Raw genomic sequence first — 23,655 nt, 5'->3', positions numbered from 1 at the left:
GTACCTCTTATGACTGAAAGGAAGCCTGCGGTACATGAACCACTGCATTATTCGTTTCGGCTGCTTTCGTTTGTTTTTCTACAAGCTCTTCAATATTAAATATTTTCATAAATAAATCCAATGCCTCTTCAGCGTCTGGACGAGCAGCCAATTCTTTTGCTTGTAAGATAGGATCTTTTAACAGCTGGTTGATAATACTCTTTGTATGTTTATTTAACACCTTAATATCTCTGTCTGATAAATGAGGGAGCTTGCGTTCAATGCTGTTCATCGTTTCGGATTGAATAGCAGCTGCCTTATCTCTTAGAGCCGAGATAATAGGAACTACCCCCAGCAATCCGAGCCATTGCTTGAAATCAACAATTTCCTTTTCAATCATCAGCATGATGACTTGTGCCGCTTTCTTCCGCTCCTGAAGATTTGCCTCAACAATTCCTTCTAAATCATCGATATCATACAAAAAGACACTTTCAAGCTCTGCGATTCTTGGATCTAAGTCACGCGGAACAGCAATATCAACCATAAATAATGGCTTGCCCTTACGCTTTTTCTCTACTTTTTCCATCATTGCTTTTGTAATGACGAAATCTTTTGCTCCTGTTGAGCTGATCAGAATATCAGCGTCAATCAATGAATTTTGAAGTTCATCAACGGTTTTGGCCTCACCGGCGAAACGGTTAGCAAGAACTTGTGCCTTTTCAAATGTACGATTGATCACGGTAACTTTTCTTACACCATTGCCATGTAGATTTTGCGCAGCCAGCTCACCCATTTTACCGGCACCAAAAATGAGAACATGCTTATTCTCGAGAGAACCGAAGATTTTCTTTGCTAGTTCAACGGCAGCATAGCTGACTGAGACCGCATTGGCACCAATATCTGTTTCAGCATGTCCGCGCTTCGCAAGTGTAATCGCCTGCTTAAAAAGCTGATTAAAGACGGTACCTGTCGTTCCTAGTTCTTGAGCTAACATAAAGCTTGTACGAACCTGCCCTAATATTTGTGTTTCCCCTAATACCATTGAATGAAGGCCGCATGCCACCTTGAATAAATGCTCAATAGCCCCGTCTTCTTCATAAACAAATAGAAAAGGTGAAAACTCCGATTGTTCAATTCCGAACCATTCAGATAAAAATTCTTTAATATAATAGCGTCCAGTATGCAGCTGATCGACAACCGCATAAATTTCAGTACGATTACACGTAGAAACAATGATATTTTCAAGGATGCTTTTTTTAGTATTTAATTTTTTTATTGCATCCCCAAGCTCGGCTTCATTAAATGTCAACCGCTCGCGGATTTCCACAGGGGCAGTTTTATAGTTTAGACCGATAACTACAATATGCATTTTTCAAGACCCCCCCAATAAGTAATACAAAAAGAAAATAAATTATTAACTAGTCTGATTATAACACGGGTTTTTTCAACATTTACCCGAAAAATGTGAACAGAAAACGAAAGTATATGTTAATATAATTAGGAAAAAAGTTTAGTAATTAATAAATATATCGTCTTATGTACAGTACCAAAAAAATAGACTAGATTCAAGTAAACCTTTCTGGAAGTGGTGTTAAAATGAAGAATCAGCGTATTTTTCCTGGAATTATTCTCATAGGCTTTGGAGCCTTTCTATTCTTGCAGCAATCTGGATTTACCGCTCTACAGACATTGTATTCCTGGCCGACACTTCTTATTATTATCGGCATCGCTTTTTTAGGACAGGGATACTCTGCGAACGATCATGAAGCAATCTTACCAGGAGTCATCATCGCTGGTTTTGGCCTTCATTACCATTTGGCCGGAAAAATCTTAATCTGGCCAAACAACACGATTGGCATGCTTGTATTATTTATATCGATTGGCTATTTTCTACGTTTTCAAAAAACGAATAATGGTTTGTTTCAAGCGTTTCTCTTTTTAGTATTGGCATTATTGCTATTATTTTACGACAAAGTTGCCGAATACCTTGGATTACTTCAAAATGGGTTAAGTTTTGTTTGGAAGTTTTGGCCAGCTATTATTATTCTGGTCGGTATCTACTTTCTTTTTAAAAGAAAAAAATAAACGTCAGGCTAAAGTTGCCTGACGTTTTTCTTACATATAGACTGTTCTCCTAATGGTAGGTGTTAAAATCCTAAAGCCGATTTTAACGCGGAACAAACTATTTTGTGCTCGAAATTAAGTTTGCAGGCTCTTTTCTTAAGGAAAAGAGCTTACATATAACTCTGCAATATAGACCACGCTTTATCTTTTCCTTCACCTGTTTCTGATGAGAAAAGGACGATTTGATCATTTTCTTCTAAATCGAGTGTTTCCTTGGTTACTTTTAAATGTTTCTGCCATTTCCCTCTTGGGATTTTATCCGCCTTTGTTGCGATGATAATACACGGAATTCCATAATGCTTTAAGAAACCATACATCATGACGTCATCCTGTGTTGGCGGGTGTCGTAAGTCAACAATCAAAACGGCAGCCCTTAATTGTTCTCGAGAGGTAAAATACGTTTCAATCATTCTTCCCCAAGCAGCACGCTCGGACTTCGAAACTTTAGCGTATCCATAACCAGGAACATCGACAAAGTGAAGGATTTCATTGATCAAATAAAAGTTTAACGTTTGTGTTTTTCCGGGCTTTGACGAAATTCTCGCAAGCCCTTTTCTGTTTAGCATCTTATTAATAAAAGATGACTTTCCAACATTTGAACGGCCTGCTAATGCAAATTCAGGTAAATCTGTTTCGGGGTACTGCTCTGGCCTGACGGCACTGATGACGATATCGGAACTAACTACTTTCATTACAATCCACCTTCTACTAGTGCATGCCGCAGTACTTCATCGACATGTGAAACAAGCACAAACTCTATTTCATTTCTAACACTTTCTGGTATATCATCGATATCCATTTCATTATCCCTAGGGAGAATGACTTTGGTTAATCCTGCTCGATGAGCACTGAGTGTTTTTTCCTTTAATCCGCCAATTGGAAGCACCCGGCCTCTTAGCGTGATTTCACCTGTCATTCCTACTTCACGGCGAATGGCTCTGCCCGTTAGCGCTGACACAAGTGCAGTCGCCATGGTAATTCCTGCAGATGGACCATCTTTTGGAACAGCACCTTCTGGAACATGAATGTGGACATCATATTTTTCATGGAAATCTTCTTCAATTCCAAGCTCACCGGCTTTAGAACGAATATAGCTAAATGCCGCCTGCGCGGATTCTTTCATGACGTCCCCTAATTTACCTGTTAACACGAGTCTTCCTTTACCTGGCGCTAGAGACACTTCGATTTGCAATGTATCCCCACCAACAGTTGTGTAAGCGAGACCAGTCGCAACTCCGACCTGATCCTCTGTTTCTGCTTGACCATAACGGAATTTAGGCTTGCCAAGGAACTCCTCAACATTCTTTTCGGTAACAACCACACGTTTTTTCTCACCGGAAACAACGATTTTAGCCGTCTTACGACAGATGGTCGCCATTTGTCGTTCGAGGCTCCGCACTCCTGCTTCACGTGTATAATATCTAACCACCTTAAGAATCGCATCATCACGCACTTGGAGAATACCTTTAGTAAGTCCATTTTCTTTAATCTGTTTTGGCAGAAGATGGTCTCTTGTAATATGAACTTTTTCAATCTCTGTATAACCGGCAATCGTAATAATTTCCATCCTGTCTAAAAGTGGACCTGGAATCGTTGACAAGTTATTGGCAGTTGCAATAAACATGACTTTTGAAAGGTCATATGTTTCTTCAATATAATGATCGCTAAAATTATGGTTTTGTTCCGGATCCAATACCTCAAGCATGGCAGAGGAAGGGTCGCCACGGAAGTCACTGGACATTTTGTCAATCTCATCTAATAAAAAGACTGGATTAATCGTGCCGGCTTTTTTCATACCTTGGATAATCCGACCTGGCATTGCCCCTACATAAGTTCTACGATGACCGCGAATTTCCGATTCATCACGAACACCACCGAGAGATATACGGACAAAATTACGATTTAATGAATTGGCAATTGAGCGTGCTAAGCTTGTTTTTCCTACTCCTGGAGGACCAGCAAGGCACAAGATTGGACCTTTTAAGGAATTGGTCAGTTTCTGAACAGATAAAAACTCCAACACACGTTCTTTTACCTTTTCAAGACCGAAATGATCCTGATTGAGTATCTTTTCGGCACGAAGAATATCAATATCATCATTCGTCTTCTTCGTCCATGGTATCGTAATCAGCCATTCAATATAGTTACGGATAACAGCACTTTCTGCTGAATTTGATGGCACTTTTTCATAGCGGTCAAGTTCCTTTAATGCGGTTTCCTGAACATGCTCAGGCATACCCGCGTTCTTAATTTTCTCCGTTAGTTCCGCGATTTCACCGGTTTTACCTTCTTTATCGCCTAATTCCTTCTGAATCGCCTTCATTTGCTCACGAAGGTAATATTCCTTTTGCGTTCTTTCCATGGAACGCTTCACGCGCTGCCCAATCTTTTTCTCAAGATTCAGCACTTCTTTTTCATTTTGAATAGTAGAAATAACCATATTCATTCGTTGCTTAACATCAATAGTCTCAAGAATTTCTTGTTTTTCCTTCAGTTTGATTGGCAAATGTGAAGCAATAATATCCGCCATTCTACCTGGTTCCTCAATATCTACGACAGAAGCGTAGGTTTCAGCAGAGATTTTTTTAGATAACTTTATGTATTGCTCGAAATACTCAAGCATTGTTCTCATTAATGCCTGATCTTCTACATCCTTTGTTACAGTTTCATCATATGTCACAATGCTGACAGCATAATATTCGTCCTCATCATGAAATGATTGTATTTTTGCTCTGTTTAGTCCCTCAACCAAAACTCTAATGGTTCCATTTGGAAGCTTAAGCATTTGTTTAACCTTCGTTAATGTACCAATTTGGTATAAATCCTCTTCCGATGGATCGTCTATTGCAATATCCTTTTGTGTTGTTAAAAAAATTAAATGGTCATCTACCATCGCTTTTTCAAGGGCTTCAACCGATCTTTCGCGGCCAACATCTAAATGCAGGACCATAGTCGGATATACTAACAACCCTCGAAGCGGCAGGAGGGGGACGATCAATTCTCTCTCTTTCGCCATTAAATTGCACCTCCACATGCATGAATCAATGTTTGTTGCTGATAAATAGCAGAAATCGTCTTTGTACAATTCTATCTCATTTGCAAATACGTGTCTAATAATACAATTAGAAGCGAGGCGACTGCCCAGGGGCGACTAGGCAAATGTTCTTCACCCTAAAAGTCGCTTTTTGACTTTTTGGGGGAAGGTTATTTGCATCGAGCCCCTAGGAGCCACAGCTAGATAAGAAAGCCATAAGTTCTGCTTGTCAATATAATTAATTTTCCCCAAGGAGGACGATTTCTTTCATAAAAAAACACTTCGGTCAGACAACCGAAGTGTTATCATTAAATGGATTCTTTTTTAGAGAGCTCGATGGACGCTGGAATCACTTGATTGTGTGCCAAATGATTGACGAGTGCAACGTCAAAAACTTCACTCAAATGGGTAACCCGTACAATCCGAATTCCCTTGATCTCATTTAATATCGATTGCATATTTTCTTCAGGGATGATAACGGTTGTGGCACCTGCCTTTTGAGCGGCCTTTACCTTAGGGTATACACCACCAATTGGTTTCACATTTCCATGAATGCTAATTTCTCCTGTCATCGCCACTTTGTTATCAATCGGTATTTTGTAAATGGCAGAATAAATACCCGTTGCCATTGCAATTCCTGCAGACGGACCATCAATTGGAACCCCCCCTGGAAAATTTACATGAATATCAAAATCACCAGCTGGGACACCCATTGACCTGAGAACGGTAATAACATTTTCAATCGAACCGCGTGCCATACTTTTTCTGCGGATGGATTTCCCTTGTCCACCAATGCTTTCTTCATCGACAATCCCAGTAATATTAATTGTTCCCTTATCCTTGGCAGGGATAACCGTTACTTCGATTTCAAGCAGTGCCCCTGTATTTGGCCCATAGACCGCTAGTCCATTTACAAGACCGACTCGGGAATCGTCATTTATCTTTCTTTCCATTCTTGGTGACAGTTGACTGGAATGAGCGACCCATTCTAAATCTTCGTCTTTGATAAATTTGCGCTCATCGGTAATGGCCAGCCCTGCAGAAATTTGAATCATATTAACGGCTTCGCGCCCATTTCTTGCATATGTAGATAAAATAGATAATCCGGTTTCACTAATATCCAGATTCACTTTTTCAGCTGCTTTTTGCCCTACTTGAATGATTTCCTCTTGCGTTAAGTCTCTGAAAAAAACCTCCATACAGCGTGAACGAATCGCAGGTGGAATTTCACTTGGAGTTCTTGTAGTTGCACCAATTAAGCGAAAATCTGCCGGGAGTCCATTTTTAAAAATATCATGGATATGTGTAGGAATCTGATTATTTTCTTCATGATAATAGGCACTTTCAAGAAATACCTTTCGATCCTCAAGAACCTTTAAGAGCTTGTTCATTTGAATCGGGTGCAGCTCACCTATCTCATCAATAAATAATACACCGCCGTGAGCATTGGTAACCGCCCCTTGCTTTGGCTGTGGAATCCCCGCTTGTCCCATTGCCCCTGCACCTTGATAAATCGGATCATGAACAGACCCAATTAGCGGATCGGCAATACCTCTTTCATCAAACCGAGCAGTTGTCGCATCTAATTCAATGAAGACAGAGTTTTGCTTAAATGGAGATTTTTGATTTTTTTTCGCTTCTTCTAAAACTAATCGTGCAGCAGCAGTTTTCCCTACCCCTGGTGGTCCATAAATAATGACATGCTGAGGATTTGGACCGCATAATGCTGCTTTCAATGACTTTATCCCATCTTCTTGTCCAACAATATCTTGGAAGCTTGTTGGGCGTACTTTTTCAGCTAATGGCTCTGTTAATGATATGGATCTCATCTTACGAAGCTGTTCCATTTCCTTGCGGGATTCCCGATCAATGGAAACCTTTTGTGTACGTTGGTTCCTTAGCAAATTCCAAAAATACAGCCCGATGATAATTCCAAAAAACAGCTGTATAAATAAGGCAATCCCCGTCCAACTCATAATTTTCCCTCCTGCTACAGTAAACTTAAGTAGTTATCTATAAGTATTTCCTGCATAGAGAGGGAATAAACCACAAATTGTAAGAAACTGATTTTGTTGGCAAGTATAATCTACAGAAAAAAAGAACCCAGCGATTTAACTGGGTTCTCCTAGTTTGATTTGATTAAGCAGATTTTTCTTCTGCTACAACGGTTCCGTCTTCTAAAACAAGCTTTGGAACACTGTTGTCGATAACCGTTTCTTTCGTAATGATACACTTCTGAATATCATCACGAGAAGGAAGGTCAAACATGACATCGAGCATAATTCCTTCAATAATCGAACGTAATCCACGGGCACCTGTCTTACGTTCAATCGCTTTCTTCGCGATTTCACTTAGTGCGCCTTCCTCGAATTCCAATTCCACTTCATCGATTTCAAGCATTTTTTGATATTGCTTAACTAATGCGTTCTTAGGCTTCGTTAAGATTTCAATTAATGCTGATTCATCTAACTGCTCAAGACTTGCAATAACAGGCAGACGACCGATAAATTCAGGAATTAAACCGAAGCGGAGTAAGTCCTCAGGTAATACTTTAGAAAGAAGCTCTTTCTGCGTAATTTCCTGTTGTTGTTTAACATCAGAGCCAAAACCAATAACCTTTTGACCTAAGCGGCGCTTAATGATTGGTTCGATACCATCAAACGCACCACCGCAAATAAATAGAATATTTGTTGTATCGATTTGAATGAATTCTTGGTGTGGATGTTTACGTCCGCCTTGAGGTGGAACGCTCGCAACCGTACCTTCTAGAATTTTTAATAAAGCTTGCTGTACACCTTCACCAGAAACATCTCTTGTGATCGAAGGATTTTCTGATTTACGGGCAATTTTATCAATTTCATCAATATAAATAATACCCTTTTCAGCTTTTTCCACATCGTAATCAGCAGCTTGAATCAATTTTAAAAGAATATTTTCAACATCTTCCCCAACATAACCAGCTTCTGTTAGAGACGTTGCATCTGCGATTGCAAACGGAACATTAAGAATTCGCGCTAATGTCTGAGCTAATAACGTTTTCCCGCTGCCAGTTGGTCCAATCATACAGATATTACTCTTAGAGAGCTCAACATCATCAATCTTACTATTAGAATTGATACGCTTGTAATGATTGTAAACCGCAACCGAAAGCGATTTTTTTGCTTGGTCCTGACCAATGACGTATTCATCAAGAATTTCACAGATTTCTTTTGGCTTTGGAACGTCTTTAAATTCTACTTCTTCTTCTGTTCCTAGCTCTTCTTCAACGATTTCTGTACAAAGTTCGATACACTCGTCACATATATAAACACCTGGTCCGGCCACCAATTTACGAACTTGGTCTTGTGTCTTTCCACAGAAGGAACACTTTAATTGGCCTTTTTCATCATTAAATTTAAACAATTCTTTCACCCCTTGAAAACGTGTTGTAACACTATTTAAAGTTGCGTAACACAAACAAAAATCATTTCATTTTTTCGATACGATTCAGTGGTATGTATTGCATTGTAACACATGGACCCAGCGGACTGGTAATAAAAAGCCTTCTTTAACTATGTTTTGTGAAAGCGGATTTTTGTTTGGACGCCTTTAAATCATTCCTATGTACCCAATAAGCATAACCACTTTTCAACAAATTAAATCTTTGATAAAGCCGGTTTTACTTAATTCGCTATGTAATTCTGTTTTTCCTGCCTGCTTGTTAAAAAGGTTTCCCTGTACTTATTATAATATGTAATTGAAAAAATGTATAAAAACAGGCACGATAAACTCGTGCCATGTTTTAACAATACTTATTATTTTTTATTTTCGATTAAGAATTCAACCGCTTTTTGTTTTTGAAGATCACCTTTGATTCCATCAACGCCGCCAAGTGCTGCCTTAATGTTATCTACAGTCATGTTGTACATGCCAGCCATTTTCTCAAGCTCAGCATTTACATCTTCGTCAGATACTTCAATGTTTTCAGCTTTAGCAATTGCTTCAAGCGTTAACGCAACGCGAACACGGTTTACCGCTTCTTCTTTCATTTGCTCACGTAAAGCATTTTCATCTTGACCTGAGAATTGGAAGTAAAGCTCAAGGTTCATACCTTGCATTTGCAGGCGTTGTTCGAATTCTTGAAGCATACGGTTAACTTCATTTGTAACCATAACTTCTGGAATATCAACTTGTGCATTCTCAGCAGCTTTTTCAACTAAAGAATCACGTAAGTGGTGCTCAGCTTCGTGCTTCTTGCTGTTTTCTAAACGAGTTCTGATTTTTTCTTTTAATGCGTCTAATGTTTCAACTTCGTCATCAACATCTTTAGCAAACTCGTCATCTAATGCTGGAAGTTCTTTACCCTTGATTTCATGAACCGTTACTTTAAATACCGCTGGCTTACCTGCAAGTTCAGCTGCATGGTACTCTTCAGGGAAAGATACTTCTACATCTTTAGATTCGCCAGTCGCTACTCCTACTAACTGCTCTTCAAATCCTGGAATGAATGAACCAGAACCTAATTCAAGTGAATGATTTTCAGCTTTTCCACCTTCGAAAGCTTCTCCATCAACAAATCCTTCAAAGTCAAGAACAACAGTATCGCCAAGTTCAGCAGTACCTTCTTCTTTTACAACAAGCTCAGCTTGACGGTTTTGAAGAGTTTCTAATTCTTTTGCTACATCTTCATCTGTTACAGTTGTGTCGAACTCTTCTACTTCTAAACCTTTATATTCGCCTAATGTTACTTCAGGCTTAACTTGTACAGTCGCTTTGAAGATAAGTTCTTTGCCTTTTTCCATTTGCTCGATGTCGATATCAGGACGGTCGATTGGCTCGATTCCTGCTTCGTCAATCGCATTTCCGTACGCTTCTGGAAGAAGAATATCTAAAGCATCTTGATAAAGAGATTCTACACCAAAACGCTTTTCGAACATTTGGCGAGGCATTTTTCCTTTACGGAAGCCAGGTACATTTACTGTCTTAACAACTTTATTAAAAGCTGCAGTTAAGCCTTCATTTACTTTTTCTGCGCTTACTTCAACAGTAAGAACACCAGTGTTTCCTTCTAACTTTTCCCATTTTACTGTCATTCTATTTCCCTCCAACAATCTATTATCATTTCATTCGTAACGAATTTGGTAGGATATGTCTTGTACATGATCCACTTTTTTATGTAAAAAATAGTTTTACACAATGCAACCCTTACATTATAACACAGGATTTTTTTCTTTCAACAGAGTTACCTATATATTGGGATAAGAAATTTCTTCTAATTCTGTAATTTTTGCGAGTGCCTGCTCTATTTTTTCAGTAGAAATCTCGTACTCATTTGAAATATCATCAACATCGGAATCTCCGCCTAGGTAATTAAGAACTAGCAGGTGAAAAGCTGCAGCCCAGGCTCTCGCGGCATCAGGCTTGAACTCGAAAGGATAACTTATAAAGAAAATCCTTTCTACCATCCCTTTCATATTTTCAAATAGAACCGGGTCACTATTTTCTAATTTTGCTTTTAGTATATTTTCTATTTCCTTCATTCTCGGCTGTGTTTGAATGTCTGGAAGTTCTGTGGGAACAACGCTTAAGTCCTCACTAAACTTTCTAATTGCTATATTCTTATCATATTCCTGCTCTTTTAATAGGCTCAGAAGCATAGTTTTTAAGAAAGGGTGACCAGAATCGGAGTTAAGATATTCTTTGATTTCATCCATATAGGGACGAATATTTTTATCGGCCAGACTAGAGATTGCGATCATTTGCTCATTTAAATTTTTTAGTAAAGGTAGATTAAGTTTTTTCGGCTGAATCTCTTCTTTTGCTTCTTCCATGTCCATTGGTTCCTGCTGACTATTATCAGCCATTCGTTTGCTAAATTGCAGGATGGTGAGAAAATGATCATGCCTGTCCGGTGGAATCTCTTTTTCGTCAAACAGGGCTTCAATGGTTGAAACGATTTCTTGATATTCATGCAGCTGTATTAAGATGGTCAGATACAGATCGACCATATGAAAATAATCGCCGATGCCCTTTAACAGCATTTCATTCGCAAGTTCTTTTGCTTTTATATAAGCTCCTGCTTCAAAGTACGCGAGCACGAGGCCAATTAATATGTCACTATTTTCTGGGTCATGAACTCTCGCTTCCTCAAGCAAGGTAATCGCTTCTTGGTATCTCTTGTTGTGAAGGTTCTCAAGCCCCTTATCCGTTAATCTCTTTTCGAGTCCGGGAAGGAATATAATATTATCTTTCCGTTTCGCTCGTTCCCGTTTTTTCATACATTGTACCGTCCTCTGCATTTATATGGGAATTAGTGTAGCATGAATTTTAAGAAAAACAAAAAAACTCACCTTCTAAAGGTGAGTAATATTTATGGTATGTAGTTAAATGGCGTCCCAGGAGAGATTCGAACTCCCGACCGTACGCTTAGAAGGCGTATGCTCTATCCGGCTGAGCTACTGGGACGTAATAAGATTTTCAAAGACAAGATTTATTATATAATCCATATTTATGAAAGTCAACATCATTTCGAAACTTTTTTTAAAAAAATAATAATGGAGGGGAAGAAATAAATCTTCCCTCATTTTTTTGGCAAATCAAATTCAAAGGCTAAATCTTTTAGTTCACGTCCACTGATGTCATAGACAGACATTTTAATTTTTTCATCTAATAACTCTAAAATGACATACGTTTTTTCTAAGCGTCCTCTTGGCATACGTATGCTTCCAGGGTTCAAGAACAATGTATTCCCAATAACTTCTACTCCCAATACATGGGAGTGTCCGAAACAGACAATATCTGCATCTATCTCTGCTGCCTTGTATTGTAAATTCATTAATGACGACTTTACTGAATACTTGTGACCATGAGTAACAAAGAACTTACGTCCAGCAATCTCCGTTGTTGTTTCTAATGGATAGCTGCCAAAATCGCAATTTCCTTTCACAGTCAAATAACCATTCATCACACTATCTTCAGGCATCATTTCAGAATCTCCACAATGGATCATTAAATCTACTTCGTTCATGTGCCGCTCTCTTAGAATTTCGAGCTCATTCGTTAAGCCATGGCTATCACTAACAACTAGAACTTTGCTCATGATTATTCCGCTCTTTCCACAATTGAATCTAACATACCTTCAAGCTTTTTCAAAGCATTCGCTCGATGACTTATTTTATTCTTTTCATCGGAAGATAGTTCTGCCATCGCGTGCCCTTTTTCCGGCACGTAAAAAACAGGATCATACCCAAATCCATTTGTTCCCCTTGGTTCCTCGAGAATTCGTCCTTCACATGTCCCGGCTACGGTAATGGTTTCTTTCCCTGGCACAGCTACAGCAAGTGCACAATAAAATCTAGCCGTACGCTCTTCTTCAGCAACACCCTGTAATTCAAGCAGTACTTTTTCAAGGTTTTTCTGATCGTCCTTAGGCTCACCGGCATAACGTGCTGAAAAAATTCCCGGTCTTCCTTCTAATGCGTCTACGATTAAGCCAGAATCATCGCCAATCACCATTTTATTCAATCGCCGTGAAACAGCTTCTGCTTTTAATGTGGCGTTTTCTTCAAAAGATGTACCTGTTTCTTCTACATCCTCTATTTCAGGATAATCAAGCAGTGTCTTGACTGCTATCCCTCTTGGTGCAAAAATATGTTCAAATTCCCTGGCCTTGCCGGGATTTTTGGTTGCAATGATAACCTCTTTCATCTCTGTATCCCCTTATTTCTTTCGTCTCGCTTCAATTTTGGCTGTGATTTCTTCCCCTAACGCACTCTTTTGATGTTCAAACAGCTCCATAAGCCCTTCCTGAGCTGCACCTAAAAGGTCCTGCAGCTGTTGGTAAGAGAAAGTAGATTCTTCGCCGGTTCCCTGTAATTCTACGAATTCACCATTTCCTGTCATCACAATATTCATATCGACTAGTGCTTTAGAATCCTCAGCGTAATTTAAATCTAGAACGGTTTCGTTATTTTTTAAAATTCCAACACTGGTAGCGGCCAAATAATCTGTAATTGGGAACTTTGTACCCTTTTTCTCACCGAGTCGATGAAGGGCAATCGCCATCGCGACAAATGCTCCTGTAACCGAAGCAGTCCTTGTTCCACCATCTGCTTGAATGACATCACAATCAATCCAGACCGTTCTTTCTCCTAGTGCAGACAAGTCAACAATGGCTCTTAATGCTCTTCCAATTAAGCGCTGGATCTCCATTGTTCTTCCCGTGACCTTCCCTTTTGAAGATTCACGAATGTTTCTTGTTTCCGTTGCACGAGGCAGCATCGAATATTCTGCGGTAATCCAGCCTTTGCCTTCTCCGCGCATAAAAGGCGGGACTCTTTCCTCAATGCTTGCTGTACAAATTACCTTTGTATTCCCTACGGAAATAAGGACAGAGCCTTCCGGGTGCATTAAATAACCTGTTTCAATATGTATGGGTCTTAATTGCAGTCGTTCTCTTCCATCAACACGCACAACTGTTTCCTCCTTGTGGATGGGAATACCTCTCCCATCGTTTTTCAGGCAATCTCTAAAAATCAAATAAAGAAGAGGAAGCCTAAAGGCAACCTCCCTGATTGTCACTATATAGTATATCAAAAATCTATTTTTAGAAACTACCTGTATTGACTTTTTCTGGACGAGTGACTGGCTCAGATAATTTTACACCCTTATCGTTGACCAATTCTGCCTTGCCATCTACTGTAACCGCAACACTTTCAATTCCCTTTTGTTCCGTTAATGAAAGGACAAGCGTGTTTAGTAAATGTTCAGAAACAATTTTTTCTTCAAAGCTTCCATAAATGGATTCATTAAAGTTTAAGGTTACCTTTCCATCTTCAATTTTCGGAGCTTCTAGAAGTTCTACGTCAGGCATAAACTCTGAAGCCAAATTAGATTTTACATTTGGTCCTTTTACCAGTTCATTGACAACTGCGACGACGTTATTCTTTTCGCTCGTGTTAACCCGTTTTGTAACAGGTACATAATAATAATTCCCTTCTTCACCACCAATATAATAAACGGTAACAGGCTTAGTATTCGTAATATCCGTCACATCGGCAGTATCATGATTGATACCTGTGGCTCTTGATAAATTCTCACTGATTGGTGTTCCATTGACAGGCATTTCGGTTAGGTCATGTCCGTTCATCTGAAGCTTTACCTTTTTCACTGTATCAAATTGAGTGAGTGTCCAGGTTACCGCCTCAAGGATCTTTCTTTCATCTTCAGGCTGATAGTTCTTAAACTCCTTCGAGAAGTCGACCACGGCTACACCATCTTTAATGTTAACGGAAACTTGAGTTTCTTCTGGCAGCACCGCACGGAAATCATTAGGCAGCAATTCGGTAACTGGTCCGTTTGCAACCAAGTATTCTAAGGCTTGCTTCGCTACAGAAGAAGTTTTTGGCAGTGTTAGTGTTTGTGGCACCACTAACCCATCTTTATTAATTAAGTATAACTCTGTTTTTACTGTTCCTTCGACTTTTTCACTCTCACTCTTACCGGTGGTTTCCTTAGTCGGGTTTGTATCGGTTACTGTAACCTGCTTTGGTGGATCCACCTTTTTCTGCTCTTCACTACCGAACAAACCACACCCCGATAATAGAAGTGTTGAAGCAAAAACGGCTGTAACAAGGGGTTTTACTTTATTTTTAGACATATTTTTTCCCTCCTAAGACAGTTTGTACTACTATGTATACGAGCCTATGAAAATAATTAGACCGCCTTTAGAAAGAAAAATAGGACATTCTTTTATTTTTAAAAAAAGGCTCTGTTATTATTTATTGTTGATTTTCGTGTAGGGTTGAGAATTCATAGGCGGAGAATTTCCGGCTATTGTATATAGAGGAAGCTTAAGAAGCAGATATAAGCGGAGATATTCCGGTTAACTGCTTTAAATAAGACAAAATCCAAGGATTTAGATACAATAAGCGGAAAAACTCCGCCTATTTTTAAGGAAATATGGGTATTTCCCAATATAAACGGAAATTCTCCGCTTATTTTCCAAACACTGTGAAATCAACATTCAGTTTTAACAGAGCCTCAAAAAAAATAAGCTCCTCTAATAGGAACTTAATTATAATTTAATCTTTTTAACATTATTAATAGGTAATCCGAGCCACTGCGAAGCAATTTTTGAAAAGATATACCTAGATCCCGTCGTATAAAATTCATGCTCTGGTTCATTTTCATCTGCTTCGAGTATATTGTTATACTGAAGAATAGCACTAATTTCCCTTGCTGTTTCATCTCCTGAGGAGATCACATTCACCCTTTCACCCATCACTTTTTGAATAAGAGGTTCTAGCAAAGGGTAATGGGTGCACCCGAGGATTAGCGTATCTAAATTTTGATTTTGCAAAGGCTTTAGCGCTTCGATGACAATTCTTTCAGCAATCTCCCCATCATATTCACCACTCTCAACGAGAGGAACGAACTTCGGACAGGCTTGTCCAGTCACATATAACCGGCTGTTTAGTGCTTTCAACGCTTTTTCGTAGGCACCACTTTTGATTGTACCTTCTGTACCAATAATCCCTACCCGGTAGTTTTTTGTCCGCTTGATAGCAGTACGTGCACCAGGGTAAATTACTCCAATCACTGGTATGCTTAGCTCATTTCTAATTTCGTCCAAAACGGCTGCCGTTGCCGTATTACAGGCAATGACAAGCATTTTAATATTTTTTTCTAACAAAAATGTTGTTAGTTCCCAGGTGAATCTTTTTACTTCCTTCAAAGGTCTAGGGCCGTATGGGCACCTTGCCGTATCCCCTAAGTATATAATTTTCTCATTCGGAAGCTGTCTCATAATCTCTTTTGCAACCGTTAATCCACCAACTCCGGAATCTATGACACCAATTGGATGTTTCAAAATTTTCGCCTCTTTTTTTAACGCATATCTTCATGCAGTTTCATCAAGTTGGTTTGAAGCTGTTGAATTTCCTCTAATGAGAAATTGGTTAGAACTTCTTCTAAGTACACTTGACGTTTCTTTATTACTTCGTCTATTATTCTTTCGCCTTCTTCAAGCAGGTGTATTCTGACAACACGGCGATCCTTAGGATCCTTTACCCGTACAACCAGTTGATTTTTTTCCATCCGGTCGACAAGGTCGGTTGTCGTACTAAAGGCCAAATACATTTTAGTAGACAGCTCTCCAATGGTCATATCGCCATCTTCAAATAGCCACTGCAGTGCCACAAATTGGGGCGGGGTAATTTTATAATGGCTGAGCATTTCTCTGCCTTTTTGCTTAATAATACCTGAAATATAGCGCAGATCTTTTTCTATCCTTGCGACAATATCAGCGCTAACCTTTTGTGAGTTTTCGACAGTCATTTCTATAACACTCCTATATGAGGCTCCCTTTGCCTTGTTTTCGTAAACTTAGCCGTTCCTTCATCTTGCTCTATTTTCCACTTTTTTCGATGAAATTTCAAGTTGAAACATATGCCACTGCAAATTCATATGTATATCTATGTTTTCCACTTATAAAAACATGAACCGGCCTCCCGCAGGATGCCGGTCATGATTAAAGTTCTAGCTCTCCCATACGAAGGAGCTCTACAACTGCTTGTGAACGCCCCTTAACACCAAGCTTTTGCATAGCATTGGAAATATGATTTCGAACCGTCTTCTCGCTTATAAATAATTCACCAGCGATTTCCTTAGTAGTTTTATCCTGTACTAAGAGTTCGAATACTTCTCTTTCACGTTTGGTGAGTAACGGCTTGTGAGTATATTCATTCTCCTTCAAGTATTGTGACCCTCCTTGCCTTCGCCAGTTATGAACCGTGGGGTGGGTATATATTTAGTCACGATATCATATGTGAATAACACAACTGGAGTGACTAGAAATGCTTTAAGGAGAATAATTTTGTAAAAAAAATCAATTAAAAAAGTCCTTCTGTTAAAAGGACTTTAAATTGGTTTAGCATATATAATATAGCGTTGTGGGGCGTTACCTACAAAACGGAATGGATAACACGTGATAACGATTAATTCTTCCTTTGTATTTTGCAAGGTAATAATTGTCCGATCTTCTGCATCTACAATCTTCGTATTCGTTAATTCATATTTGAATTTCCCATTTGGCATTTGTACTTCAAAGATGTCTCCAGGCTCTAGCTCACCTAAACGACGAAATACAGTATCTCGATGTCCAGATAAAACAATCTGTCCATTTTCACCTGGGAAGTACGATCCCTTATAATGCCCAACTCCTTTTTTTAAATCATTCGGGTCGGTGCCTTCAACAATCGCTAATTCAGATTTAATTTTCGGTATCGTCAACAAACCTACCGTATCACCGAATTTAGGAGGATCGATTTTTTTAGGGTTCTTAAAGGGTTCTTCCTCATCATATTTAGACTCTGCCTGTGCTACTATTTTTTTAGCTTCTTTTAGTGAAGCGTCAGTCATAAGATTCGTTTCAACGATTTGCCATACTCCGATTCCGATTACAACTAGTCCTGCCAAAATGATTAATAACGGAAGCTTTTTCACCCTCAGGTACCATCCTTTTTCTAACTTAAAAATCACGTTACTATTAGTATACCAAAAGGCTATTCAAAAGTCCCTGTCTCTAAGATAAGTAAAACCCCCTTTTCGTAGTAGAAAAGGAGGTTTTAAGAATTATGCGTGATCGCTTCCGAAGAAGTTTCTGAATGCTTGGATTGTTGTATCACGGTTTAATGCTGCAATTGAAGTCGTTAATGGAATTCCTTTCGGACATGACTGTACGCAGTTCTGCGAGTTACCACAGTTCGCAAGTCCTCCATCTCCCATAATTGCTTCTAAACGTTCAGCTTTATTCATTTCACCTGTTGGATGAGCATTGAACAAACGTACCTGTGAAAGAGGCTGAGGTCCAATAAAGCTTGAATTGCTGTTTACATTCGGACAAGCTTCAAGGCAGACACCACATGTCATACATTTTGAAAGTTCGTAAGCCCATTGACGCTTTTTCTCTGGCATACGAGGACCAGGTCCTAAATCATATGTTCCATCAATCGGAATCCAAGCTTTTACTTTCTTTAATGCGTCAAACATTCTGCTGCGGTCAACCTGAAGGTCACGCACAACCGGGAATGTTCTCATTGGCTCTAAACGGATTGGCTGCTCAAGCTGATCGACAAGTGCCGAACATGATTGGCGCGGCTTTCCATTAATCACCATTGAACAAGCTCCGCAAACTTCTTCAAGACAGTTACTATCCCACGTAATTGGAGTAGTATCTTGTCCCTGTGTATTGACAGGGTTTCTACGAATTTCCATTAATGCAGAAATTACGTTCATATTCGGACGATAGGCTAGTTCAAACTCCTCTTCATAAGGAGCAGAATCAGGGCTATCTTGACGGGTAACAATAAATTTTACTGTTTTATTTTCAGACATGTGTTCCTACTCCCCTTTCTTTTTGGCATAGTTTCGTTCACGAGGCTTGATTAAGGAAACGTCAATTTCCTCGTAATGGAAAGCTGGTGCAGAAGAGCTATCAACAAATTTTGCCATTGTTGTTTTTAAGAAGTTTTCATCATCACGGTTCGGGAATTCAGGCTTATAATGCGCCCCGCGGCTTTCATTACGATTGTAAGCACCGATTGTGATAACACGTGCCAATTGAAGCATGTTTTGTAACTGACGCGTAAAGGTTGCCCCTTGATTACTCCACTTGCTTGTATCTTGAATGTTGATATTTTTATAACGTTCTAATAACTCTTGAATCTTATCATCTGTCTTTAATAGTCTGTCGTTGTGGCGAACAACTGTTACATTATCAGTCATCCATTCGCCAAGTTCTTTATGAAGAACGTACGCATTTTCTGTACCATTTAGAGACATGATGGATGCCCACTTAGCTTCTTGTTCCTTCACATGACGATCAAATAAAGTAGATGATACGGCATCTGAACTCTTCTCTAGACCTTTGATATATCTAACAGCATTCGGTCCCACGACCATACCGCCATAAATAGCAGAAAGTAATGAATTCGCTCCTAAACGATTGGCGCCATGCTGTGAATAATCACACTCACCAGCAGCAAAAAGTCCAGGAATATTTGTCATTTGGTCATAATCAACCCATAGCCCGCCCATAGAATAGTGCACGGCAGGGAAAATTTTCATTGGAACTTTACGAGGGTCATCACCCATGAATTTTTCATAGATTTCAATGATTCCACCAAGTTTAATGTCTAATTCTTTTGGATCCTTATGTGAAAGATCTAGGTATACCATGTTTTCGCCATTAATACCTAACTTCTGATCCACACAGACAGAGAAAATTTCACGTGTTGCAATATCACGTGGTACTAAGTTTCCGTACGCAGGATATTTCTCCTCTAAGAAGTACCAAGGTTTTCCGTCTTTATATGTCCAAACACGTCCGCCTTCACCACGGGCAGATTCACTCATTAAACGAAGTTTATCATCCCCAGGAATAGCAGTTGGGTGAATCTGAATCATTTCACCATTAGCGTAATATGCACCTTGTTGATATACGATAGAAGCAGCAGAACCTGTATTAATAACAGAGTTAGTTGTTTTTCCGAAGATGATTCCAGGGCCGCCGGTTGCCATAATAACAGCATCACCAGCAAAGGATTTAATCTCCATTGTTGTGAGGTTTTGAGCAACGATTCCTCGGCAAACACCATCGTCATCGACAACTGCACCTAAGAATTCCCAGCCTTCGTACTTTGTTACTAATCCTGCTACCTCATGACGACGAACCTGCTCGTCCAATGCATATAGCAGCTGCTGACCTGTAGTCGCACCAGCAAATGCTGTTCGTGAATGCTGTGTACCCCCGAAACGGCGGAAGTCCAAAAGTCCTTCTGGAGTTCGGTTAAACATAACACCCATCCGGTCCATTAAGTGAATAATTCCTGGTGCTGCTTCACACATCGCCTTAACTGGCGGCTGGTTAGCCAAGAAGTCTCCACCATAAACAGTGTCATCAAAGTGAATCCATGGAGAATCGCCTTCTCCTTTTGTATTTACTGCTCCATTCATACCACCTTGGGCACAAACGGAGTGGGAACGTTTAACTGGAACAAGTGAAAATAACTCTACTGGTGTTCCTTCTTCTGCAACTTTAATGGTTGCCATTAAGCCGGCTAAGCCGCCACCAACTATAATCACCTTACCCTTACTCATTGTGACTCACTCCCTTATTCCAAAAATCCGATATTTTTCAATACGTATAAAGTTATTTTTTTAAACAAACGCTAAAAGTGTGCTGATTCCTATGATTGATAGGACGATGAAAACGCCAATGGTGAAATATGTAGAAATTACTTGTGAACGTGGGGATACAGTAATACCCCAGCTAACAAAGAATGACCACAAACCGTTAGCAAAGTGGAATATTGTTGAAATGACACCAATCACATAGAAACCAAACATGAATGGTGAAGATAAGATATTTGCCATCATGTCATAGTCAACATGCGCACCAAATGCTGCTGCAACGCGAGTCTGCCATACGTGCCATGTAATAAAGATTAAGGTAATGACACCTGATACACGCTGTAATAGGAACATCCAGTTTCTGAAATATCCATATTTTCCGGCATTATTTTTTGCAGTAAAAGCAATATAAAGGCCATAGATTGCATGAAATAAAATTGGTAAATAAATAATCACTGTTTCTAGGACAATTCTAAAAGGAAGGTTCCCCATAAAATCCGCCGCATTGTTAAAGGCCTCTGGCCCTCTTGTAGCAAAATTGTTGACTACTAGATGCTGCATTAGGAATACTCCTATTGGAATTACTCCTAGTAAAGAATGCAATCTCCGATTCAAAAACTCTCGATTCCCTGCCATAATTAACCCCCCTTGAATTTTTAACATGATGTTAAGCTTTCAACTATTTTTCTTGTAAGTAAATAAGAATCTTCAAACTTAGCACCAGTGTGACAATTATGTGACAAGTCCATTTTACTCCCATCGGGAAAGAGCGTCAAGAAAACGGATACACAAAAGTCGGGAAAAAATAAAATTTTTAAAATATATTGATATTATAATAAATTATAAGTTTTAATTCTTGCAAATGGAATTATTTTGTAGTAAATCCAGTAGAATTACAATAAATAATTCAATTTTATCAATAGCCCATTGTCTTAAATGGGAATGATAATTATGATGAAAGACATGCTATTATATTGCAAAATAACAATCCTTTACCACTCTAACGCTTTACACTATATTTCATAAAAAGTGTTCTTAACTTAAAGCCGTAATTGTATATAATAGAATGGTAGAAAGAGGGGAAGCAAAATGAACGAAAGTACTGCCGTCGAACTTACCTTACAATCTGATGAACCAAGAAATATTTCACTATTTGGTTATGAATTGATTCGAGAATTCATACTGCCGGAAATCTTAGGAAAAGACACACCTGAAATCCTTTATTGGGCTGGAAAGCGACTAGCTCGCAGTCACCCTTTAAACAGCATGGATGAAATCATCGATTTTTTCTCAAAAGCCTCATGGGGACATCTCGAATTAAAAAAAGAACGTAAAGATGAAATTGAATTTGAACTTGTCAGCCCGCTGATCGTTTCGCGTGTCAAATCAAAAGCAGAACATTACTTCCAAATTGAGGCTGGCTTCTTAGCACAACAAATTGAACTCCAAAAACAAGTTATCGCCGAAACCTTCGAACATCCAGTAAAAAAAGCAAACAAAGTCCTATTCACCGTCAAATGGGATCGTAAAGATACTATTTAGTTTGTTGGTGGTGCTGTTGATGGGCCCTGTCACCACCCGTGGACACTGTCCGCCTCAGGCGGACAGTTTGGGTAAAAAGCTGTCCTTGGAGTTTTCTCCAAGGATGGCTTTTTTATTTCAGTTTGAACATATAGGAAAATCTGTCCGAATACGAATCTCGGTCGTATTCGGACAGGACTGAATTAAATAAAAAGCAACAAATTATTGCGAAAATAGCCTTTTTTTATGCTTCTTTATTTAGACCAAATGCTTGGTGCAGTACTTCTACTGCTTTAAGCATATGTTTTTCTTCGACTACTACTGAGACTTTGATTTCTGAGGTGCTGACCATTTTAATTTGAATTTCGTTTTCCGCTAGAACTTCAAACATTTTCGCGGCTACTCCAGGGTTTGAAATCATCCCTGATCCAACGATCGATACTTTTGCCAGTTGATTTTCTGCATCCAGCTGTTCGTAGTTCAGTACACCTTTGTTATTTTCAAGGACTTTTAATGTCTCCATAAGGTCCTGTGTTTTAATGGAGAAAGCAAGATTTGCTGATTCTGCTTCTGTTGTACTTTGAACAATAATATCTACGTTTAAATGGTTTTCAGCCAAGGTTGTAAAAATGGTTGATAAACTTGTTAAAGAATTGGCAAGTCCTAACACGCTCACCTTTGTGATTTCATCTTCAAATGCCACTCCACGGACTACAAGATTTTGTTCCATTGTTGCTTCCTCCTCAATCACTGTTCCTTCTACTCTTTCCATACTTGAGCGAACTTCTAAGCGAACTTGATAGTTTTTTGCGAATTCTACTGCCCTTGGATGCAGTACCCCTGCACCTAAATTTGCAAGTTCGAGCATTTCATCGTAAGACACGGACTGTAATTTACGCGCACTCTTCACATATCTTGGGTCAGTCGTGAAAACACCAGTAACATCCGTATAAATATCACATTTATCAGCTCCTAGTGCAGCTGCTAGCGCCACAGCGGTCGTATCAGAACCGCCGCGCCCAAGTGTAGTAATTTCGCCATTTTCTGTAATCCCTTGAAAACCTGCTACTATTACCACTTTACCTTCAGCAAGCTGATTCTTTACAGCCTCTGTATTAATGGTTGTAATTCGGGCATTTGCATGAACAGGCTCCGTGACAATTCCGGCCTGCCATCCAGTAAACGAAACGGCAGGAAGATTCTGTTCATTTAGAGCCATTGACAATAAAGCAATCGTCACCTGTTCTCCTGTACTTAGGAGCATATCCATGTCCCGTTTATTAGGAGCTGCGGAAATTGCCTTTGCTAAATCCACCAGCTGATCAGTAGATTTCCCCATAGCGGAAACCACCACTACAACCTGATTTCCTTGATCGGTTTCATCTTTTACTCTTTGTGCTACATTTAGAATTCTTTCTACACTTCCAACCGAAGTACCGCCAAACTTTTGTACAATTAAACCCATCTTTTCCCCTGCTTTCAGTTATAGGTTTAGCTATCATTATATGTTTCCCCGCAAAAAAAAATAAAAAAGCAATGAGAGGGCATCTCATTGCTTGAATACACAAAAAAATTCTGCGTCTACAATGTAAGATAGCTCTCCAAGACAATCGTCTTGACAATCCGGCATTTATTAAATGCAAGACCAGCAAAGAAAGAAATGAGACTTTCTTCACTTCGGCGAACATCCCCTTTCATGATCCATCTCAGAAGCTCATCCTTCTCCGAATCACTACTATTGAAGCTCGCACCTCTACCTTCACTTTAGTGTTTAAAAGTGATAGTAATATAATTTTCACTCATTATAGCATAGCTTCATTTTTCTG

21 protein-coding genes, 1 tRNA gene and 1 riboswitch are annotated in these 23,655 nt (G+C 39.3%); of the genes, 2 read left to right on the top strand and 20 right to left on the bottom strand.

The window, feature by feature from the left end; genetic code table 11:
- Window positions 1-7: 7 nt before the first annotated feature.
- The gene (gene hemA / locus QFZ28_RS08865) at window positions 8-1,348 is read right to left on the bottom strand and encodes a glutamyl-tRNA reductase (RefSeq protein WP_307194287.1); all 1,341 of its coding nucleotides are present in this window, start codon (window positions 1,346-1,348) and stop codon (window positions 8-10) included.
- 227 nt (window positions 1,349-1,575) lie between these two features.
- On the opposite strand from hemA, the gene QFZ28_RS08860 reads away from it, so the two are divergent.
- Window positions 1,576-2,064 (top strand): LiaI-LiaF-like domain-containing protein, encoded by a 489-nt coding sequence (locus tag QFZ28_RS08860; RefSeq protein WP_307194286.1) that lies wholly within the window; start codon window positions 1,576-1,578, stop codon window positions 2,062-2,064.
- 149 nt (window positions 2,065-2,213) lie between these two features.
- Here the strand turns inward: QFZ28_RS08860 and yihA are convergent, their stop codons facing one another.
- The 18 genes from yihA to QFZ28_RS08770 form a co-directional block, all read right to left on the bottom strand.
- Window positions 2,214-2,795: a ribosome biogenesis GTP-binding protein YihA/YsxC gene (yihA, locus tag QFZ28_RS08855; protein WP_307194285.1), complete on the bottom strand. Its 582-nt coding sequence runs from the start codon at window positions 2,793-2,795 to the stop codon at window positions 2,214-2,216.
- Window positions 2,795-5,119, bottom strand: coding sequence for an endopeptidase La (gene lon, locus QFZ28_RS08850; protein WP_307194284.1), 2,325 nt, complete (start codon window positions 5,117-5,119; stop codon window positions 2,795-2,797). Before lon ends, yihA begins: the two co-directional genes overlap by 1 nt.
- Window positions 5,120-5,445: 326 nt before the next feature.
- Complete coding sequence (gene lonB, locus QFZ28_RS08845) at window positions 5,446-7,113, bottom strand: ATP-dependent protease LonB (RefSeq protein WP_307194283.1); 1,668 nt, start codon at window positions 7,111-7,113, stop codon at window positions 5,446-5,448.
- 163 nt (window positions 7,114-7,276) lie between these two features.
- On the bottom strand, window positions 7,277-8,539 hold the full coding sequence (gene clpX / locus QFZ28_RS08840) for an ATP-dependent protease ATP-binding subunit ClpX (RefSeq protein ID WP_307194282.1): 1,263 nt from the start codon (window positions 8,537-8,539) through the stop codon (window positions 7,277-7,279).
- Between the two features lie 392 nt (window positions 8,540-8,931).
- The gene (gene tig / locus QFZ28_RS08835; protein WP_307194281.1) at window positions 8,932-10,209 is read right to left on the bottom strand and encodes a trigger factor; all 1,278 of its coding nucleotides are present in this window, start codon (window positions 10,207-10,209) and stop codon (window positions 8,932-8,934) included.
- A 153-nt stretch (window positions 10,210-10,362) separates the two neighbouring features.
- On the bottom strand, window positions 10,363-11,394 hold the full coding sequence (locus tag QFZ28_RS08830; protein ID WP_307194280.1) for a tetratricopeptide repeat protein: 1,032 nt from the start codon (window positions 11,392-11,394) through the stop codon (window positions 10,363-10,365).
- 110 nt (window positions 11,395-11,504) lie between these two features.
- A tRNA-Arg gene (locus QFZ28_RS08825) sits at window positions 11,505-11,581 on the bottom strand.
- A gap of 115 nt (window positions 11,582-11,696) precedes the next feature.
- On the bottom strand, window positions 11,697-12,215 hold the full coding sequence (locus QFZ28_RS08820; RefSeq protein WP_307194279.1) for a metallophosphoesterase family protein: 519 nt from the start codon (window positions 12,213-12,215) through the stop codon (window positions 11,697-11,699).
- Between the two features lie 2 nt (window positions 12,216-12,217).
- Window positions 12,218-12,823, bottom strand: coding sequence for an XTP/dITP diphosphatase (locus QFZ28_RS08815; RefSeq protein ID WP_307194278.1), 606 nt, complete (start codon window positions 12,821-12,823; stop codon window positions 12,218-12,220).
- Window positions 12,824-12,835: 12 nt separating this feature from the next.
- Complete coding sequence (gene rph, locus QFZ28_RS08810) at window positions 12,836-13,588, bottom strand: ribonuclease PH (protein ID WP_307194277.1); 753 nt, start codon at window positions 13,586-13,588, stop codon at window positions 12,836-12,838.
- 133 nt (window positions 13,589-13,721) lie between these two features.
- The gene (locus tag QFZ28_RS08805; protein WP_307194276.1) at window positions 13,722-14,774 is read right to left on the bottom strand and encodes a GerMN domain-containing protein; all 1,053 of its coding nucleotides are present in this window, start codon (window positions 14,772-14,774) and stop codon (window positions 13,722-13,724) included.
- Between the two features lie 417 nt (window positions 14,775-15,191).
- Entirely contained in the window at window positions 15,192-15,986 is a 795-nt protein-coding gene (gene racE, locus QFZ28_RS08800) for a glutamate racemase (RefSeq protein WP_307194275.1), read from the bottom strand.
- 17 nt (window positions 15,987-16,003) lie between these two features.
- Entirely contained in the window at window positions 16,004-16,453 is a 450-nt protein-coding gene (locus QFZ28_RS08795; protein WP_307194274.1) for a MarR family winged helix-turn-helix transcriptional regulator, read from the bottom strand.
- Window positions 16,454-16,646: 193 nt separating this feature from the next.
- Complete coding sequence (gerE, locus tag QFZ28_RS08790; protein WP_009796032.1) at window positions 16,647-16,871, bottom strand: spore germination transcription factor GerE; 225 nt, start codon at window positions 16,869-16,871, stop codon at window positions 16,647-16,649.
- A gap of 164 nt (window positions 16,872-17,035) precedes the next feature.
- The gene (locus tag QFZ28_RS08785) at window positions 17,036-17,620 is read right to left on the bottom strand and encodes a class D sortase (protein ID WP_307194273.1); all 585 of its coding nucleotides are present in this window, start codon (window positions 17,618-17,620) and stop codon (window positions 17,036-17,038) included.
- Between the two features lie 129 nt (window positions 17,621-17,749).
- Window positions 17,750-18,511, bottom strand: coding sequence for a succinate dehydrogenase iron-sulfur subunit (gene sdhB / locus QFZ28_RS08780; protein ID WP_307194272.1), 762 nt, complete (start codon window positions 18,509-18,511; stop codon window positions 17,750-17,752).
- Between the two features lie 6 nt (window positions 18,512-18,517).
- Window positions 18,518-20,275 (bottom strand): succinate dehydrogenase flavoprotein subunit, encoded by a 1,758-nt coding sequence (gene sdhA / locus QFZ28_RS08775; protein ID WP_307194271.1) that lies wholly within the window; start codon window positions 20,273-20,275, stop codon window positions 18,518-18,520.
- 60 nt (window positions 20,276-20,335) lie between these two features.
- The gene (locus QFZ28_RS08770) at window positions 20,336-20,944 is read right to left on the bottom strand and encodes a succinate dehydrogenase cytochrome b558 subunit (protein ID WP_307194270.1); all 609 of its coding nucleotides are present in this window, start codon (window positions 20,942-20,944) and stop codon (window positions 20,336-20,338) included.
- A 453-nt stretch (window positions 20,945-21,397) separates the two neighbouring features.
- Between QFZ28_RS08770 and QFZ28_RS08765 the strand changes: the two genes are divergently transcribed.
- Window positions 21,398-21,850 (top strand): YslB family protein, encoded by a 453-nt coding sequence (locus tag QFZ28_RS08765; RefSeq protein WP_307194269.1) that lies wholly within the window; start codon window positions 21,398-21,400, stop codon window positions 21,848-21,850.
- A 223-nt stretch (window positions 21,851-22,073) separates the two neighbouring features.
- On the opposite strand, the gene QFZ28_RS08760 is transcribed toward QFZ28_RS08765, so the two are convergent.
- On the bottom strand, window positions 22,074-23,294 hold the full coding sequence (locus QFZ28_RS08760) for an aspartate kinase (protein ID WP_307194268.1): 1,221 nt from the start codon (window positions 23,292-23,294) through the stop codon (window positions 22,074-22,076).
- A 121-nt stretch (window positions 23,295-23,415) separates the two neighbouring features.
- A riboswitch (Lysine riboswitch) is annotated at window positions 23,416-23,593 on the bottom strand.
- Window positions 23,594-23,655 lie beyond the last annotated feature (62 nt).

Origin of the sequence: Neobacillus niacini (assembly GCF_030817695.1) — a bacterium.
Taxonomy (GTDB): Bacteria; Bacillota; Bacilli; order Bacillales; family Cytobacillaceae; genus Neobacillus; species Neobacillus niacini_F.
Note: the sequence above shows the minus strand (reverse complement) of the source record. Positions and strands in the feature narration are given on the sequence as shown.

Excerpts from the sequence above, each read along its gene's own strand:
- hemA (WP_307194287.1), bottom strand. The coding sequence starts at position 1,348 with ATGCATATTGTAGTTATCGGTCTAAACTATAAAACTGCCCCTGTGGAA.
- QFZ28_RS08860 (WP_307194286.1), top strand. The coding sequence starts at position 1,576 with ATGAAGAATCAGCGTATTTTTCCTGGAATTATTCTCATAGGCTTTGGA.
- yihA (WP_307194285.1), bottom strand. The coding sequence starts at position 2,795 with ATGAAAGTAGTTAGTTCCGATATCGTCATCAGTGCCGTCAGGCCAGAG.
- lon (WP_307194284.1), bottom strand. The coding sequence starts at position 5,119 with ATGGCGAAAGAGAGAGAATTGATCGTCCCCCTCCTGCCGCTTCGAGGG.
- lonB (WP_307194283.1), bottom strand. The coding sequence starts at position 7,113 with ATGAGTTGGACGGGGATTGCCTTATTTATACAGCTGTTTTTTGGAATT.
- tig (WP_307194281.1), bottom strand. The coding sequence starts at position 10,209 with ATGACAGTAAAATGGGAAAAGTTAGAAGGAAACACTGGTGTTCTTACT.
- QFZ28_RS08830 (WP_307194280.1), bottom strand. The coding sequence starts at position 11,394 with ATGAAAAAACGGGAACGAGCGAAACGGAAAGATAATATTATATTCCTT.
- QFZ28_RS08820 (WP_307194279.1), bottom strand. The coding sequence starts at position 12,215 with ATGAGCAAAGTTCTAGTTGTTAGTGATAGCCATGGCTTAACGAATGAG.
- QFZ28_RS08815 (WP_307194278.1), bottom strand. The coding sequence starts at position 12,823 with ATGAAAGAGGTTATCATTGCAACCAAAAATCCCGGCAAGGCCAGGGAA.
- QFZ28_RS08805 (WP_307194276.1), bottom strand. The coding sequence starts at position 14,774 with ATGTCTAAAAATAAAGTAAAACCCCTTGTTACAGCCGTTTTTGCTTCA.
- QFZ28_RS08795 (WP_307194274.1), bottom strand. The coding sequence starts at position 16,453 with ATGACTGTCGAAAACTCACAAAAGGTTAGCGCTGATATTGTCGCAAGG.
- sdhB (WP_307194272.1), bottom strand. The coding sequence starts at position 18,511 with ATGTCTGAAAATAAAACAGTAAAATTTATTGTTACCCGTCAAGATAGC.
- sdhA (WP_307194271.1), bottom strand. The coding sequence starts at position 20,275 with ATGAGTAAGGGTAAGGTGATTATAGTTGGTGGCGGCTTAGCCGGCTTA.
- QFZ28_RS08770 (WP_307194270.1), bottom strand. The coding sequence starts at position 20,944 with ATGGCAGGGAATCGAGAGTTTTTGAATCGGAGATTGCATTCTTTACTA.
- QFZ28_RS08765 (WP_307194269.1), top strand. The coding sequence starts at position 21,398 with ATGAACGAAAGTACTGCCGTCGAACTTACCTTACAATCTGATGAACCA.
- QFZ28_RS08760 (WP_307194268.1), bottom strand. The coding sequence starts at position 23,294 with ATGGGTTTAATTGTACAAAAGTTTGGCGGTACTTCGGTTGGAAGTGTA.